General features: G+C 57.1%; 14 protein-coding genes and 2 pseudogenes. 13 read left to right on the forward strand and 3 right to left on the reverse strand.

All coding sequences use genetic code 11. The features are described 5' to 3' along the window. Positions 1-558 precede the first annotated feature (558 nt). Positions 559-1,032, reverse strand: a complete 474-nt coding sequence (locus ACIOJF_RS11615; protein ID WP_402741672.1) for a hypothetical protein — start codon at positions 1,030-1,032, stop codon at positions 559-561. 512 nt (positions 1,033-1,544) lie between these two features. On the opposite strand from ACIOJF_RS11615, the gene ACIOJF_RS11620 reads away from it, so the two are divergent. After that, the gene (locus ACIOJF_RS11620; RefSeq protein WP_402696426.1) at positions 1,545-1,961 is read left to right on the forward strand and encodes a hypothetical protein; all 417 of its coding nucleotides are present in this window, start codon (positions 1,545-1,547) and stop codon (positions 1,959-1,961) included. Positions 1,962-2,689: 728 nt separating this feature from the next. Here the strand turns inward: ACIOJF_RS11620 and ACIOJF_RS11625 are convergent. Next, on the reverse strand, positions 2,690-3,754 hold the full coding sequence (locus ACIOJF_RS11625; RefSeq protein ID WP_402696424.1) for a hypothetical protein: 1,065 nt from the start codon (positions 3,752-3,754) through the stop codon (positions 2,690-2,692). A gap of 301 nt (positions 3,755-4,055) precedes the next feature. Here ACIOJF_RS11625 and ACIOJF_RS11630 point away from each other — a divergent pair, with 301 nt between their 5' ends. The 6 genes and pseudogenes from ACIOJF_RS11630 (at position 4,056) to ACIOJF_RS11655 (ending at position 8,169) form a co-directional block, all read left to right on the forward strand. Beyond that, positions 4,056-4,277, forward strand: coding sequence for a hypothetical protein (locus tag ACIOJF_RS11630; protein WP_402735529.1), 222 nt, complete (start codon positions 4,056-4,058; stop codon positions 4,275-4,277). Positions 4,278-4,877: 600 nt separating this feature from the next. Next, positions 4,878-5,705: pseudogene (locus ACIOJF_RS11635) on the forward strand (ABC transporter substrate-binding protein); the annotation flags it as partial. A gap of 62 nt (positions 5,706-5,767) precedes the next feature. Then, a pseudogene (locus ACIOJF_RS11640) lies at positions 5,768-5,833 on the forward strand (hypothetical protein); the annotation flags it as partial. A gap of 93 nt (positions 5,834-5,926) precedes the next feature. Then, positions 5,927-6,205: a hypothetical protein gene (locus ACIOJF_RS11645; RefSeq protein ID WP_402696668.1), complete on the forward strand. Its 279-nt coding sequence runs from the start codon at positions 5,927-5,929 to the stop codon at positions 6,203-6,205. A gap of 72 nt (positions 6,206-6,277) precedes the next feature. Further along, complete coding sequence (locus tag ACIOJF_RS11650) at positions 6,278-7,210, forward strand: carbohydrate ABC transporter permease (RefSeq protein WP_402735530.1); 933 nt, start codon at positions 6,278-6,280, stop codon at positions 7,208-7,210. Further along, positions 7,207-8,169: a carbohydrate ABC transporter permease gene (locus ACIOJF_RS11655; protein ID WP_402735531.1), complete on the forward strand. Its 963-nt coding sequence runs from the start codon at positions 7,207-7,209 to the stop codon at positions 8,167-8,169. The genes ACIOJF_RS11650 and ACIOJF_RS11655 overlap by 4 nt, the downstream gene beginning before the upstream one ends. 154 nt (positions 8,170-8,323) lie before the next feature. On the opposite strand, the gene ACIOJF_RS11660 is transcribed toward ACIOJF_RS11655, so the two are convergent. Continuing rightward, positions 8,324-9,235 carry a LysR family transcriptional regulator gene (locus ACIOJF_RS11660; RefSeq protein WP_402696416.1) on the reverse strand — a complete coding sequence of 304 codons (912 nt, stop codon included), beginning with the start codon at positions 9,233-9,235 and terminating at the stop codon, positions 8,324-8,326. Positions 9,236-9,370: 135 nt separating this feature from the next. Here ACIOJF_RS11660 and tdh point away from each other — a divergent pair, with 135 nt between their 5' ends. From tdh to ACIOJF_RS11690, 6 genes are all read left to right on the forward strand, one after another. After that, positions 9,371-10,423 carry an L-threonine 3-dehydrogenase gene (tdh, locus tag ACIOJF_RS11665; RefSeq protein WP_105657175.1) on the forward strand — a complete coding sequence of 351 codons (1,053 nt, stop codon included), beginning with the start codon at positions 9,371-9,373 and terminating at the stop codon, positions 10,421-10,423. Between the two features lie 31 nt (positions 10,424-10,454). Beyond that, entirely contained in the window at positions 10,455-11,654 is a 1,200-nt protein-coding gene (locus ACIOJF_RS11670) for a glycine C-acetyltransferase (protein ID WP_402735532.1), read from the forward strand. 70 nt (positions 11,655-11,724) lie between these two features. After that, positions 11,725-12,741 (forward strand): LacI family DNA-binding transcriptional regulator, encoded by a 1,017-nt coding sequence (locus ACIOJF_RS11675; protein ID WP_388024054.1) that lies wholly within the window; start codon positions 11,725-11,727, stop codon positions 12,739-12,741. Positions 12,742-12,875: 134 nt separating this feature from the next. Next, positions 12,876-14,234, forward strand: coding sequence for an ABC transporter substrate-binding protein (locus ACIOJF_RS11680; RefSeq protein ID WP_105661765.1), 1,359 nt, complete (start codon positions 12,876-12,878; stop codon positions 14,232-14,234). Between the two features lie 68 nt (positions 14,235-14,302). After that, positions 14,303-15,442, forward strand: coding sequence for a carbohydrate ABC transporter permease (locus ACIOJF_RS11685; RefSeq protein WP_402696413.1), 1,140 nt, complete (start codon positions 14,303-14,305; stop codon positions 15,440-15,442). Continuing rightward, positions 15,439-16,386, forward strand: coding sequence for a carbohydrate ABC transporter permease (locus ACIOJF_RS11690; RefSeq protein WP_332498752.1), 948 nt, complete (start codon positions 15,439-15,441; stop codon positions 16,384-16,386). The genes ACIOJF_RS11685 and ACIOJF_RS11690 overlap by 4 nt, the downstream gene beginning before the upstream one ends. The last annotated feature ends 59 nt before the right edge of the window (positions 16,387-16,445 follow it).

Consider the following 16,445-nt stretch of genomic DNA (forward strand, 5'->3'; position numbering starts at 1 on the left):
AAAGGCCGTGAATCTGGGCGCGCTTTGTCTCAAAGAGGTGACGTACGCTGGGAGAGGTTGGATCCGCTCAGCCTTTACCCTACCTGGCGACGGAGCGCCCGCAAGGGAAGCCTCGTATTCATCCACCACATATGCATCAACTAGAGGCTGGACATTACTGTCGCGTCCATCAGTACAGTCTCGTTTCGCACGGAAACCCAATGCTTGTAGCTAGTCTTTAAATCGACGAAATTGGCGTCAAAGATTCCCGATAGTTTGCAAAGAGAAAGATCGTGGAAGTGGGCTATCCTCCACGACTTTGAGCAACCGACGCGGCTAATCCATGCAGGTCCGCGATCGGCGTCATATCCGGTCTTAAATTGAATGCACACAATGTGCTCACCCATGAAGCCGACAATATCGGCAGGTTTGCAGTTAAGGTTGGTTTGTCGCCCGCACATGTGCGGATAGTTCGCATTCGGCAGAGTGCCTTTTAGCGAACGATTTCAAGGTTGGACGGTAGGGGGATCTTCGTCTGGGACACTTGCATCGGGGCAGGGAATACAGAACGGCTAACTGTCAGGACTGCCTTAGGTCTCCATCTATTTCGAATACATAGAAGCCGTTGTTGAAAAACCAGGCGAGAGATGTTGCCGGACTATCCAATTTTCCCTGCCATCCCGGAAGACCGATAAGAGTTGGTTCCATGCCCAAAGCTTGAACGCGTGTTATTGCTTCATCGAGGATGATGGAATTTCTCACCTCCGGCATGCTGTCCGTAATCTCCCACACGTGGCGTACGACTATGTACGTCCCTGTGGAGCTATTTATGACGTCGGAGTAATCCACAAGGTCGAAATAGAATCCATCTTTCATGCTGTTCATTCTCCATGAATATGGAGGAATCCGGTGCCGTGCACTGTAGTGGAACTTATCGGACAATTGATCGACGAGCCTTGGCCACGACGCGATGAAGAACGTGAGAATCTCTTCACTCTCCTTGGACTCTAATCTGGTGTTCGGGTCGAGCCAGGGAGTGATGAATCGCCTCACCAGATCACTAGACTGGATACGGGCTTAGGCAGACGACCCTTTAGTTCATGGGACACGTACGACGGTCAGTTCCTGGGAGTAACTGTCCATCTCTACAGCACCCCAGAATCCTGTGACCCAGCTACTCGAAGTGGTTTCAGCGAACTACGGATCCAACTCACTGAGCTCTTCGGAAAGCCAGAGCATCCCTGGGACGACGTTGAAACGCTTCCCTGCATTTGGAATTCCAACGGCCGGACGATCACTATGCACCTCTTTGATCGCCGGGACAGCAGCGTGATGTTGAGCGTGGCTGATTCGGCCCTTGCTGCCATTGCAGAGCATGAGGCAATATCCCGATAAGCAATCACTGGCATTCTGCAAGGGGTGCCTGGCTTGGAAATTCCCGGTCCCGCAATCCGGGCCATAAAGGGAACCTTGACTGGGACACCAAATACGATCAGTTCTGGAAATTATTGATTCCGATTTTTGCAAGGTAAGGAATCCTACGTATTGCGTGAGAGGCTTTGAGCGTGACCCTTGACATCCAAACCATGCTCTACCGAATTACTGCTCAAACCTTTGATCAGAATTTCATCGTAAAACCCGAGGATTCTCTAGGCAACGGTTATCTGCACGTTATCCAAGTGAAATCCACGTTAGGAACTGAACGCGCAGCTATTTTCCGTGCCACTTATGAGTGGGTGGATGTCTGGATTCCCGAGTTGCGGGTAGGTGCAACTATGTTCGACTACGGGGACGTGCAAGAGGACAAAGAAGATGATCTTCGAAGACTGTGCATTGCTACCCGCGTCTATCTTGAAGGAGGAGCTCATATCGAACATCGCAAACGCTTGTTTCGAAGGGATCTTATTCCTCTCGTCATAATCGATGTGGATGGCCTGGAATGGCGCCTAGGTAGAAACCACTGTGTAGTTCCCTATCTGTAGAAAAATATCCGTAGTCCACGGCAACTAGAGTGACAGGATTCCCCAATAACGTACTGGAGTATGCTTGTATATTGGTCCCATGCGCGCCATAGAAACAGTTCACCCGGAACCACACGACTCGGTTGATTCACCCTGTTATCGAGTCAATTTTTGGGAACGAGCTCGTCCTGGGTACGGCTGGAACCTAGATGCTTTTGTACTGATTGAGGTGCAGGACGTATCAGAGGCGCTCCGTTGGGTAGAGGAGCACGCGAATGGGCGACCCTTCGAACTGTTCGCAGAAACGGACTCAGAGCCCGAGAAACCGTTCGGGGCGCCGCGAAAAGCAGCTCTTGTACGTTTACTCGGAAGCAATCCCAATGCCGGTCCAGCCCGCCAGGGTTACTAACAATAAACGTTCGGATCGCAACGCTAAACACCGCAACTTGCGCTCCCAACAGAGGAATGCTTAGCGGCCACCTTAATGGCATGTAACGCGTTTTGTCCGCCGCATCCCGCAGTCCGTGCCTGATTACTGCCGAAAATAAGGGTCACTGGCAGAAGGCGAGCCCGCCCCTGTTGGTTCCCACCCGTGAAGCCGAAGTCTGGCCGAAACCACCATCGACGGCCTAACTTCCACCACTTACATCAGGTGAATGTATCTTTCATCAGGTGAACTTGCGACCAGTAGTAGTAACGGGGACAAAATGAGCGCCAAGCCCAGGACGAGGGCGACAGCACTTTGAGCGCTACAGGTGTCGAGGGGGCACTAGCGCATTGAGGCGTCGAGCCCGTCTTACACCGTGGGCCACATAATCTGGAGTCAAACCGCCGCCCTCGAGGGCGCACGGTATGCGCCAGCTATCGAGATCGAAACCGGGGGAGCACCAGTCTTCACGGGCTTCGACCTGAGCGCTTCTTGTTGTCCAGGTTGCAAGGTCCTCACTGCTCCTGTAGACCCGCCCCTGACGCGCATCGACATGCTCACCGCTTACGTCGAACACATTCGCAGCCAGGTTGCCTTCGAGGTAAGGGAATCCAATCGCAATATCCTTGTTGATTTGCATGGCAGTCTCGACGAATGGCGCGAACGACAGGCGGCCCACGAACGTGTAGCCAAAGAAGTACGGCACCTCGTCGATCGTGACCTGACCGCAGATCACTCGAGCATCACCGCCTGGCCCGCGGATGTCCATCCAAACCCTCGCTTGCGCAATATCCCAGCGTGGCTCCTCAGGGTGTATAGGGTCTAAAATCCCTGGCTGACTCATAAGCGGGAATCCTGTCCATTCACCGTGTTCGTCGCGGTGAACGATGCTCGGAGCGACGTCAGCGTAGAAACGCAACACTTCCATCATGGTGCCCAGTAGTTCCTTGCCACTAAGATTGGCCTCGTAGGTAGGCCTGAGTGCCTGCGTTCCTTTGCGTAACTTGGCATGCACTTCTTCGGGAATTGCTTCCCACTGGAAATAGCCCCTTAATCCGAACTGCCCTCCGACCAGTACTGCCGTGTCGCTAGGCTTGACTACATGGAGTACATGCTGTGAGACGTTTCGGACGTACTTCATGGCGTCGATGACGTCTGCGCCAGTACGTCGTGGCTGGTCAAAGAGAGCCTTGTAAGATGCAGCATCGTCGATCGCGTTTACAAACCAGTCGTTGAGGACCTGACAGTTCGCCATAAATGACCGAACCGTCGAACCAAGTTCACCGCCCGAAGCTGTCTGCGCATAGTACCAAGCGGCACCAGTTTGCAGGTCCCTCATGACCGCGCGAAACGGCTCCAACTCGTGCGGTTCAATCGTCACAGCCATATGTAGAGCCTCTCATCGATGTCTCCCCTGTTTTCATGCCCACAGTATGACATCCTGCGCAGGTCGGGCATGCCAGCCTGTTTGATCGAGTTGGAACGTTTCTCTCAAAAGTCCTATGCCGAGGACGTGAACCAACTCATGCATACTACAAAGCTGTAGCTATCAGTGAACGTACCAGCCAACGCACTTGAGAATACTTTTCAAACATCAGTTTTGACACCTGATGCATCCCACACACGTGGTGCGAATCCTGATATCCGTGGGGTAAGTCTGAATCGTTCAGACAGTAGAACAGGAGTAGATGATGGACGAAGGAAGCTTTGAATTCGATGCACGCAACACTGGTGGCACATTGTTCCTCGATCAGGATGGGGACAAAGTTGGACGGCTCAAGGCTGATGTGTTCCCGCCCGTGGGAACACAGGTCAATCTGCCAAGCGGAAAGCACGGTGAGGTTAAAGCTCATACCTTAGACTTCGACGCGTCAGGCCTTGCTCAAGTAATGGTCAGTCTTCACATCTAGTTAGGCATCCAAGAAGATGAAACACAGCTTTTGGAAGGGTGAACCACTTAATTGGGTTCAGCCCTTCTAAATGCTGGCCGAGATTTGGGGGTGAATTCCTCAAATATCCGACGCTAACGATTCGATGTCCGGTAATGGTCGTTTATGACATACCGGACCACTAGCATTGCCTAAAACTCCAGACAGTTGAAAAATCAACAGATTTTCAAGCAGGTTTCATCGCAAAACTCTGTGCCACAAACTATGATTCGAAACAGTCACCGTTCCGCGAGTATTGATACATTTAGGCTTATGGGACGTCTTCTCGGGTACGCCAGAGTCTCCACCGGCAGCTAATGCACACGGGTCCCACACGATGCACCGGCCGAATCCAGTTACTATCGCATCTTCACCAACACCACATCCGGCCCTTTCGAATCTCCCCCCCAACGCGATTAGCTCCAGAACCAGCTCTGGATTCTACGCTAGCTGTTGCGCGATTCACATCGGATTCCATTTGAGGAAGTAACGGTCATCCAAATCGCCAAGATCACTTTGGCAGCAGCTTCATAAACGTTCGTCCAGGTTGATATTTCAGTCGGTGGTAGCAGTGGAGGAAAAATGAAAAACTTCAAGCGTTGGGGAATTGCCACTGCTGGCTCCCTGATAGCCGCACTCGCTTTGAGCTCCTGCGGAGGTGGCAACGCAAGCTCTGCGGATTCTGTGTCAGAAACAAACGACAAGTCCGCATCTTCACCAGTTGAGCTAACCTTCTGGGGATGGGCCCCAGGGTATGCCGACAGCGCGAAAGCCTTTAACGCATCGCAATCTGACATCAAGGTGAAGTTTGGGGAGATCCAGCCTGGGTCGCGAGGCGGCTACGAGAAAATGCTCAACGCAGTCCAGGCCGGAAACTCTGCGTGTTTGGGACAAGTCGGATATGAAACCCTGACAAGCTTCGCAGCTCAGGGTGCTCTTGAAGATGTGACGGCTTTTGCGTCTAAGAATCAAGACGAATATGTTGACTTCGCATGGAACAGCGTCCGAATCGGTGACGCAGTGTACGGCGCACCTGTGGACACCGGACCCATGGCCCTGTTCTACAACAAAGAGCTGTTCGAAAAGCACGATATTGCAATTCCAACAACCTGGGATGAATACAGAAAAGCGGCCCTCGAACTGAAGGATGCAGATCCCAAGGTCAAGATCAGCTCGCCTTATGCGAACTACGACTTTGCAGGGCTATCCTGGCAAGCAGGCGCACCATGGTTCTCCATCGAAGGCGACAGCTGGAAGATTGATGTTGATTCCGATATGAACCGAGAAGTCACCTCCTATTGGCAGTCGCTCGTTGATGCGGAGGTCATTGCAACCGCACCGATGTATGACCCGGCTTGGTTCAAGGGCTTGGGCGATGGAAGCATCGCCACTGTCGTGGGGGCCGTATGGCAAGAGCCGGCGTTATCAAGGGCGATGCTGCGGCCGGTGAAGGTAAATGGGCTGTTGCTCCCATGCCCCAGTGGGACACTGAGAGCCCATCTGTCGGAAATGTTGGCGGATCGGCAACCGCAGTGCTCAAGGGTTGCAAATACCCAGAGGAGGCGTGGCAGTTTGCCAACTTCCTTTCCACCGATGCAGACAGCTATGGAAATCTCATTGAAAAGGGTGCCTTGTATCCTGCTGCCAAGGAACTTCTGGATCTTCCCCAGCTGACAAAGGAAGATTCATATTTCTCGAATCAGAAGATTTTTGAGGTATTCAACGTCGAGGCGCTGAAAGTCAACCCTGAATGGACTTGGGGACCTAATATGCCTCTGACCACAACGAAACTTGACGATGAGCTTAACAAGGCATGGTCCGGAAATGGCCAACTCGTCGATGCGCTTGGTGTTGCCGAGCAAGCAACCATCGAGGACATGACTGGCCAAGGCATCAGCGTTACTGATTGATCCGATTCCCGTGGCGACTCGCCCGAGCGCCACGGGATTCATTTTTAACCTTACCTTTCGGAAGGCAGCGGCATGACGAGTGCGGTTACGCGAAACATCTCCTCACCGAGAAAACCAAAATTCAAGAGTCGCTCGGCACGAACGGCAGCATTGCTCTTGGCGCCATTCGTGGTGTTCTTTGTTGCCATGTATCTGGCACCTTTGTGTTTTGCGGTCTATCGCAGCCTATTTGTTCTCAAGCGAGATGGTCTGGGCCTGAGTGCTCCAACCATGGTTTTCGACCCGCTGGCGAATTACCTCAAGGCATCCACTGACCCATTGTTTATCGAATCCTTAGGACGCGTGCTGCTATTTGGCGTCGTCCAGGTTCCTGCGATGTTGGGGTTGGCTACCGGCTTAGCGCTTTTGATTGATACTCGTTCGGCCCGAGCCAAAGGGTTCTTCAGGCTAACGAGCTTTCTCCCGTATGCGATTCCGGGTGTCATCGCCGCGTTAATGTGGTCATTTTTATACTCGAAAAGTTCCAGTCCGATCAATGCCTTGCTGGAGCCACTGGGGGTTGCGCTTCCGTTTCTCAGCGAAGACATGGTGTTGTGGTCCGTAGCCAATATCGTAACTTGGGGCTGGGCTGGCTACAACATGATCATTATTTACTCCGCTTTGCAGTCAATTCCTGAGGAGATTTTGCAAGCAGCGAAGATTGATGGAGCGTCTGCGTGGAAGATCGCGTGGCATATTAAGATCCCGATGGTTCGACCAGCATTGATTCTGACGACAGTATTTTCCATCATCGGAACTGCCCAGCTTTACAACGAGCCCAAAGTGCTTCAAAGCATTTCCGGCGGATCCATCGACTCATCATTCACGCCAATCATGGCTGCTCAAGCCGCAACGGCCGCGCAGAACTACCCGTATGCAGCCGCAACCTCGGTGGTATTGGCAGTCCTGGTGGGTGCCTTATCCATAACATTCTTTAAAATTACGAGTCGAGGATCCGATTCATGAGCGTCCATGTAGATTCGAAAATAAGTACTTCTACCGCGCAGGACCGCAATCAGTCTGAGACGGGCTCGACGATTGCTAAATCCAGACTGGGAAAGCTCGTATCCGTGAAACCGGTTCAATCAAATCGTGAAACTACGTTGTTGAGTCGGCTGATTGTCACCATCGTGTTGGGATGCTTTGCGATTTATTTCCTAGCACCAATATGGTGGTTACTGGTGTCGGCTTCAAAACCGATGGGCGAGCAGTTTGCTGCTCCAGGTTTTTGGTTCAACGGAACGCACCTGGGGAACAACATCGCCGAGTTGTTGGCGGCACGCGACGGAATTTTCCTGCGGTGGATTATGAATTCCGTATTTTATGCCGGGATCGGCGCCCTGGTTGGGACGTTACTGGCATCGATGGCTGGCTATGCCATGGCCAAATACCGCTTTCGTGGACGCGAAGTAGTTTTCAGTGTGGTGCTAGCAGCGGTACTAATTCCCAAGATTCTTTTCACTTTGCCCCTGTACCTCATGTTTTCAGAGCTGGGATTGATCAATAATCCATTGGCTGTCCTGCTGCCCAGTATCGTCAGCCCCTTCGGTGTATACCTTTCGCGAGTCTTCGCCGCGCAGTCCGTACCTGACGAAGTAATTGAAGCAGCGCGTCTTGACGGGGTAAGTGAAGTTGGGATCTTCTTCCGCGTGGGTGTGCGCATGATGACGCCCGCGCTGGTGACCATCTTCTTGTTCAATTTTGTAGAAATCTGGAATAACTATCTGTTGCCTGCAATGGTCATCCATGACTCCTCATTGCAGCCCGTGACAGTGGGTTTGGTGGCTTGGTTTGCTTCCAATGGCAAGGTGCCGATGTCGCTGGTAGTCGTTGGAGCACTGGTTTCCGTGATTCCGTTGCTGTTGCTATTCCTGTTCCTGCAACGCTTCTGGAAAGCAGGCCTGACAGCTGGCGCCATCAAATAAGCGGAATGCCCAAGGCTCGGTATTTTTACATCATTGGTCAGCAAAGCGGCCAGCTCAACGCTCTAGGTTGAGCTGGCCGCCTTGCTGTTCGGAGCTGTCCGGGAAAGTGGAAAAGCCTCCCAGGAAATGGCCTCCAACGCGAACTAACCCGGCGCTAGAGATTTTCGGCCACCAACTTCCGCGCCGTCTCTCTGAGGGCATCGATAACTCGAATAACTGTCGGTCTGTGAAGGTGTTCGGCGCGTACCAGGATGTCGATTTGTCGACCTGATTCCAAGCCTGAAACTGGTCGTAAAGTCACATCCTTGCCCAGCATGGACCGCGAAGTGAAGCGAGGCAAAATTCCCAGGCAATGACTGGCTCGTACCAGTGCGGCTGCCGTGCCGTAGTCGTTGACCCGATGCTCAATTCGAGGAGCCGACCCCGACAACGCGGCGATGGTATCGAGCACATCAGCCGGCGAGAATCCGGGGCGGGAGACCACCCAAGGCTCTTCGATAACTTGAGCTGGCGAGAGACTTTCAAACCGTGCCAGTGGATGATCTTGATGCACGGCAATATCTAGGGGTTCGAAGGCCAATGGGATTATGGAAACTCTGTCGGCAGGCCAGGCCTCGGTATGCGGCATTCGGTGAGCGAGGACCAGATCATATGTAGAAGTTAGGGCCGGAAAATCTTGTTGTGAAACGTCTTCATCAAAGAAACGCAAGGGCGGCAGGTCATCATCACCGGAATTCAGTAACGGCGCGAAGATCGTTTGGCCAATGGAATGAAATCCAGCGATGAGTACCGGTTGGGCAAAGCTGCCTTCATAGTTCCTGATCTTGGAGTCTGCCTCGGCGAGAGTTGAAGCAACCTGGGCGCTGGCTTGTGCCAAGATCCTTCCTTGGCTGGTGAGTACTAGCCGCCGTCCCTCTTTCTGTGTCAGTGGCACAGGGAAATTGCGCTGCAGTTGGGCCAAATGCTGCGAGACCGCCGAGGGCGAGACAAAAAGGGCCTTCGCCACGGCGTTGACGCTGCCCAAATCCGCGAGTTCACGCAGAATCCTCAACTGATGCAATTCCATGAAGTAAATTCTAAATCGTTGGATCAGTAAATCAGTGATCTTCTAAGGTGTTGTACCGTGCTGTCGGGTGCGACACTTGAAGCGACCCCATGTCTGTGTTGCGCGCACCCAGGTGCCCAATCCAAAGGAACCCGCATGAAAGCACTGTACAAGTCCGGCCCGCACGCGGGGCTGGAACTCGTTGATCGCCCAGAACCAGAGACCGGCGCCCACGAGGTCAAGATCCGCGTCATGACCGCCGGAATCTGCGGCACCGACCTGCACATCGAAGCCTACGACGATGCAGCCAAGGCCATGATCAACACCCCGCTGGTTCCGGGCCACGAGTTCTACGGCGAGGTCGTGGAAATCGGCGACTTCGTGCACGGGGTCAAGATCGGCGACCGCGTCTCGGGTGAAGGCCACGTCGTGTGCGGCCTATGCCGCAACTGCCGCGCCGGCCGCAAGCAGATGTGCATCAACGTCGATTCGGTAGGCGTGCAGCGCGACGGCGCATTCGCCGAATACGTGGTGATCCCCGAAAGCAATGTCTACATCCACCGCGATGAGCGCATCACCCCACTGCTCGGCGCCATCTTCGACCCGTTCGGCAATGCCGTGCACACCGCACTGCAGTTCCCGATGGTGGGCGAGGACGTGCTGATCACCGGTGCCGGACCCATCGGCCTGATGGCCGCGGCAGTGGCTCGCCACGTCGGCGCCCGCAACATCGCCATCACCGATGTCTCCGAGCAGCGCCTGGAACTGGCCCAGTCCATGGGCATCGATCTGGCCGTGAATGTCGCGACCACCCGCATCAAGGAAGCGCAGCAGAAGCTGGGCATGGTCGAAGGCTTCGACTACGGCATGGAAATGTCCGGGCACAAGACTGCCCTGCCGGAAATGATCGAGAACATGAACCATGGCGGCAAGATCGCCATGCTCGGCTTGCCCAGCACCTCGATCGACATCAACTGGGGCAAGGTTGTCACCCACATGCTGACCCTGCGCGGCATCTACGGCCGCGAAATGTTCGAGACCTGGTACGCCATGAGCGCCATGCTCACCTCCTCGGAGGTGATGCGCGAGCGCATCGCCTCGGTGGTTACCGACTTCCTGCCGGCCACCGAATGGCAGCAGGGCTTCGAAGCTGCTCGCAGCGGGCACGGCGGCAAGGTCGTGCTCGACTGGACCGTTTTCTCAGGCTAAGAATTTCCCGCATCAACAAGGAGCATTTGCAATGTACACGGATCTCAAAGACCAGCTTGCCGCCGAATTGGACGAGCTGAAGTCCTCCGGCCTGTTCAAGGCAGAACGCCACATCGACTCGGCCCAGTCCGCTTCCATCATGGCCGGCTCGCTGGGCGACGATGCACGGAAGGTGCTGAATTTCTGCGCCAACAACTACCTGGGCCTGGCCGATAACCAGCAGATCATCGACGCGGCCAAGACCGCCATGGATGAGCGCGGCTTCGGCATGGCCTCGGTCCGCTTCATCTGCGGCACCCAGGACCTGCACCTGGACCTGGAAGCCAAGCTCTCTAAATTCCTGGGCACCGAGGACACCATCTTGTTCTCCAGCTGCTTCGATGCCAACGGCGGCGTGTTCGAATCGCTGTTCGGCAAGGAAGACGCCATCATCTCCGATGCGCTGAACCACGCCTCGATCATCGATGGCATCCGCTTGTCCAAGGCCGCGCGCTTCCGCTACGCCAACCAGGACATGGCCGACCTGGAAACCCAGCTGCAGGCTGCCGCGCAGCTCAACGGCGGGGCGGGCGCCCGCCGCACCATCATCGTCACCGATGGCGTCTTCTCCATGGACGGCTACCTTGCTCCCTTGGAGGCCATCTGCGATCTGGCTGACAAGTACAACGCGCTGGTCATGGTCGATGACTCCCACGCTGTGGGCTTCATGGGCGCCACCGGGGCAGGCACTCCGGAGCATGCAGGAGTCTCGGACCGCGTGGACATCTACACCGGCACCTTCGGCAAGGCATTAGGCGGCGCCTCGGGCGGCTACGTGTCCGGCCGCGGCGAGGTTGTCGCGATGCTGCGCCAGAAGGCCCGCCCGTACCTGTTCTCCAACTCGCTGGCTCCATCGATTGTCGCTGCCACGTTGAAGGCGCTGGACCTGGTGGTGGACTCCGGGGACCTGCGCGAGAAGCTCTTCGAGAACGCTGCGCACTTCCGCCGCCGCATGACCGAAGAGGGCTTCGAATTGCTCGACGGCGAGCACGCCATCATTCCGGTGATGTTCGGCGACGCGGTCAAGGCCGCAGAGGTCGCAGGCAAGATGCTCGAGCAGGGCGTCTTCGTCACGGCCTTCAGCTTCCCGGTAGTGCCCAAGGGGGCCGCGCGCATCCGCGTCCAGCTTTCTGCCGCGCATTCGGCTGAGGATATCGAGGCCTGCGTGCAGGCATTCGTCGCCAGCCGCTGACCCAGGGGGATTGCCCGGCGCCGTGTTTCAATAGGGATGACGAGTTGGAATAACCAAAGGCGGTGGGCTCATGGCTACCAGGAACGACGTGGCGCGCTTGGCCGGCGTATCTCCTAGTACCGTGTCCTACGTGATCAGCGGCCGGCGCACCATTTCCGAGGCGACCAAGGCCAGGGTCTTGGCGGCCATGCGGGAGTTGAACTACACCCCGGATGCCTTTGCCCAGGGCCTGGCCGGATCGCGCCGGGGCATCCTTGCCCTGCACTTTCCCACCAGCCTGGACGGCTATTCTTCCACCGAGTTCGAGTACGTCACCGCCGCCATGGAGCGTGCCCGCGCGCTGGGCTACCACATGCTGTTGTGGTCCAACCCGATGACCGATGCCATGGGATTGGAAAGCCTGGTCGGACAGAAGCTGGTGGCCGGGGTGCTCTTGATGGAAGTGTCGATCAATGACCCGCGCTTTGATGTCCTGCGGCGCGCGGGCATTGCCTTTGCCTCCATTGGCCGTCCCGATGACAGCGCGGACCTGTCCTATGTCGATAATGACTTTGCCCAGGCCGGGCGCATCGCGGTGGACTATTTGGCGAGCCTCGGCCACCAATCCATCATGTACATCAACGTATCGGTGGAAGACCAGGAAGCCGGCAACGGCCCGGCCATCCGCACGGCCCGGGCCATCTGCGATGCCGTGCGCGATCGGGGCATGGCGATGCAGGAAGTGCCGGTGGAAAACAACGCCCGCGGCGGCCGCGCGGCGCTGAATGCCTACCTGGAACTGCACCCGCGACCTACTGCGGTGCTGGCGCTCAAGGAGTTCGCCACCGCGGGATTTGTCAACGCCGCTGGCATGGCTGCGTTGCGGATCCCCGATGACCTCTCGGTGATCGCACTGGGGGTCGGGGACCGTTCGGCCGAGATGGTTGCCCCGGCGCTGACCACGGTGGCCCCGCCGGGGGAGGCCATTTCCCATGCCGCGGTGGACGCCCTGGTGCAGCAGATCGAGGGGCGCTCCCAAGCGCCGGTGCAGCAACTGGTCGCGCCGCTGATGGTGGTCCGGGACAGCTCGGGCCCGGCACCGCAATGACCTGCCCGCGCCAATTTCTCCACGGTGTTCTCCCATAACTGTTGACGCGCGTCGATGACCTGCGTCACTATTGAGGGGATCACTCGTGCCAGGCCGCCTCATCCGGCAGGGCATTACCCAACGTGGAGGGCATCATGACTAAAGCAAAACGCGGGCTGAAGTTCGCGCCGGTTATCTCGGTGGCAGCAATCGGCCTGCTCCTGGCCGGTTGCTCGGGCGGAGCAGACCCCAATGACCCCAACGCCTCCGGCGGTGGCGAAGCGCAAGTGGGCCAAGCCGACGGAGTCGTCGACATCTACGGTCCGGTCACCGGCATTGAAGCGGAACTGCTGGAAGAATCCTGGGCCAAGTGGTCCGAGGAGAACGGCATCAAGATCCGCTACACCGGCGACAAGAACTTCGAATCCCAAATCGGAATCAAGGTCCAGGGCGGCGACACCCCGGACCTGGCCGTCTTCCCGCAACCGGGCTTGCTGCAGGCCACCGTGGCCCAGGGCAAGGTGCAGCAACTTCCCGAGGCAGTGCAGTCCCAGCTGCAGAGCAACTGGTCCGAAGACTGGCAGAACTACGGCAAGGTCGATGGGGTGCAGTACGGGGTGCCGCTGATGGCCAGCGTGAAAGGCTACATCTGGTACTCGCCCAAGCAGTTCGAGCAGTGGGGCTTGAGCGTCCCGGAAACCTGGGATGAAATGACCACCCTGGGCACCGAAATCTCGAAGCAGACCAATGAACCGGCCTGGTGTGCCGGATTCGCTTCGGGCGAGGCATCGGGATGGCCGGGCACCGACTGGATTGAAGACGCGGTCCTGCGCCAGTCCGGAACCGAAGCCTACGACAAGTGGGTTTCGGGAGATCTGGAATTCACTTCGCCAGAAATCACCAGCGCCTTCGACTCCGTTGGAAAGATCCTGCTGGACCCGGAGCAAGTCAACGCCGGATATGGCGACGTGAAGTCGATCAACGCCACCGCCTTCGGCGATGTTGGCACGGCCGTGGCCAAGGGAACCTGCCCGCTGACCCACCAGGCATCCTTCCTGGAAGGATACGTCCTGGATTCCAAGAACGCCGATGGCGAGAAGGCTACCGTGGCGCCTGACGGGGATGTCTGGGCTTTCGTTGCCCCGCCAGCCAAAGCCGATGACCCCGTATCTGTTGTAGGCGGCGGTGAATTCGTTGCCGCCTTCTCCAATGATGAGGATACCGCCAAGGTCCAGGAATACCTGGCCAGCGCGGATTGGGCCAATAGCCGCGTTGGACTCGGCGGCGTGATCTCGGCGAACTCCGGGCTTGATCCGAAGAACGCCAGCAGCGATCTGCTGCGCTCCGCTGTTGAATTGCTGCAGGATCCGAACACCACCTTCCGCTTCGACGGGTCTGATCTGATGCCCAAGAGCGTCGGCTCCGACTCCTTCTGGAAGGGCCTGGTGGACTGGATCGATGGCAAGCCGACCAAGGAAGTGCTTGAAAATATCCAGTCCGGCTATGACTCCTAATCGCCATCTGGCCCATCGCCAACGGCCGGGAGTCCCGGCCGTTGGCGGGATTGTAGGAGCCTGAGCGCATGTCTGAATTCTTCCAGTGGCTGGCTGGCGTTCCGCCGCTAGCCCAAGTGCCGATCATCCTGGTCGCCTTCGCGGTCCTGATCGCAGCGATCCTCGCCTTTGTCGAGATAGCGACCAAGGGCGGACGGGTTTTCGCCGTCGTGCGCTTTGCCGCCGCGGTCTTGGTCCCGGTGGCGATCCTGCTGGTCCTGGGCCTGTACAACTCCGTGATGTGGGTGGCCGCGCTGGCCGCGGTGCTCGGCGCGGTGCTGTTTTTCCTGGACCGGCGCTCGCGATCCGGCGCCGGCTCGCTGCTGCAGCTCTCCGGTTTCCTGGCTCCGGCCATGCTGCTGCTCGCTATCGGCTTGATCTACCCCACGGTCCGCACCGCGCTCAGCGCCTTCATGGCCAACGACGGATCCGGCTTCGTCGGCCTGGGGAATTTTCGCTGGGTGTTCACCAGCCCCGATGGCCTGACCGCCCTGCTCAATACCCTGGTGTGGGTTCTGGTGGCGCCCGTGGTCTCCACTATTATCGGATTGGCCTACGCGGTATTCATCGACAAGAGCCGTGGCGAGAAGTTCTTCAAGCTGCTGGTGTTCATGCCCATGGCGATTTCCTTCGTTGGCGCATCGATCATCTTCAAGTTCTTCTACGACATCCGCCAGGGCGAGCAAATAGGCGTGCTCAACGCGATCATCACGGCATTCGGGGCCACCCCGGTCGACTGGCTCGGGTTCGAACCGTGGAACACGTTGTTCCTGGTGGTCATCCTGATCTGGACACAGGCGGGATTCGCCATGGTCATCCTGTCCGCGGCCATCAAGGGCGTGCCCGCAGAGCAAATCGAAGCAGCCTCCCTGGACGGGGCCAGCCCATGGCAGCGTTTCGCCAATGTCACTCTGCCGGGGATCCGCTCCACGGTCATCGTCGTATTGACCACCATTTCCATTGCCTCGCTCAAGGTCTTCGACATCGTCTCTTCGATGACCGGCGGACGCTCGGATACAACGGTGCTGGCATTCGAAATGGTGCGCCAGTTCCAGCTCGGGGCACGCACCGGCTACAGCTCGGCCCTGGCCGTCATCCTGTTCATCCTGGTACTGCCGATCATCATCTACAACGTCCGCCAGCATAAGAAGCAAAGGGGAATCCGATGAGCACCGTCAGCGAGTCCTCTCGACGCCTCTTGGCAGCTACCGAGAAAACCAGCGGGAAACTGCGCAAAGCCACCACCTCCCGCGCAGCCACCATTGCGGCGTTCATCATTGCCGCGGTGTGGACCATCCCCACCTTCGGCCTGTTTGTCTCCTCCTTCAGGCAGGCTGATGACATCAAGACCTCGGGGTGGTGGACGGCCCTGTCCAACCCTTCATTCACGCTCGATAACTATGCGCAGGCCTTTGCCTCCGGCGACAGCCTTCCGCTGTCCAAGGCGTTCCTGAATTCGCTGGTCATCACCATTCCAGCGGCAATTGTGCCGATCCTTGTCGCCAGCTTGGCTGCCTACGCTTTCGCGTGGATCAACTTCAAGGGGCGCAATACGCTCTTCGTTCTCATTTTCGCCCTGCAGATCGTTCCGATCCAGATGGCGCTGGTTCCGCTGCTCCAGCTGTTCTCGGACGGAGTGAAGATCGGTGGGCTGTATATCCTGCCGGGCTTGGGAGTCAACGGGCTGGATGGCGCCTACGCCAAGGTCTGGATTGCCCACACGATCTTCGCCTTGCCGTTGGCGATCTTCATGCTGCACAACTTCATTTCGGAAATCCCCGATGAGGTCATCGAGGCTGCGCGTGTTGACGGAGCCGGGCACGGGAAGATCTTCTCGAAGATCGTCCTGCCCCTGTCGATGCCGGCTATTGCGTCCTTCGGAATCTTCCAGTTCCTCTGGGTGTGGAATGACCTCTTGGTGGCGACGGTCTTCACCTCGGGTGGAGGCTTGCCGATCACGAAAGCGCTCCAAGACCTCTCGGGTACCTACGGGCAATCCTGGGAGCTGCTCACCGCAGGCGCTTTCATCTCGATGATCATTCCGCTGGCGGTCTTCTTCGCCCTGCAACGGTTCTTCGTGCGGGGATTGCTGGCAGGTGCCACCAAGGGGTAACCCTGGCCTGAAGTGGGAACAAAAGGGTGCCAGTCTGAAATCCCAGACGGGCACCCTGT

It is taken from the genome of Glutamicibacter sp. NPDC087831, from assembly GCF_044742845.1.
Classification (GTDB): Bacteria; Actinomycetota; Actinomycetes; order Actinomycetales; family Micrococcaceae; genus Glutamicibacter.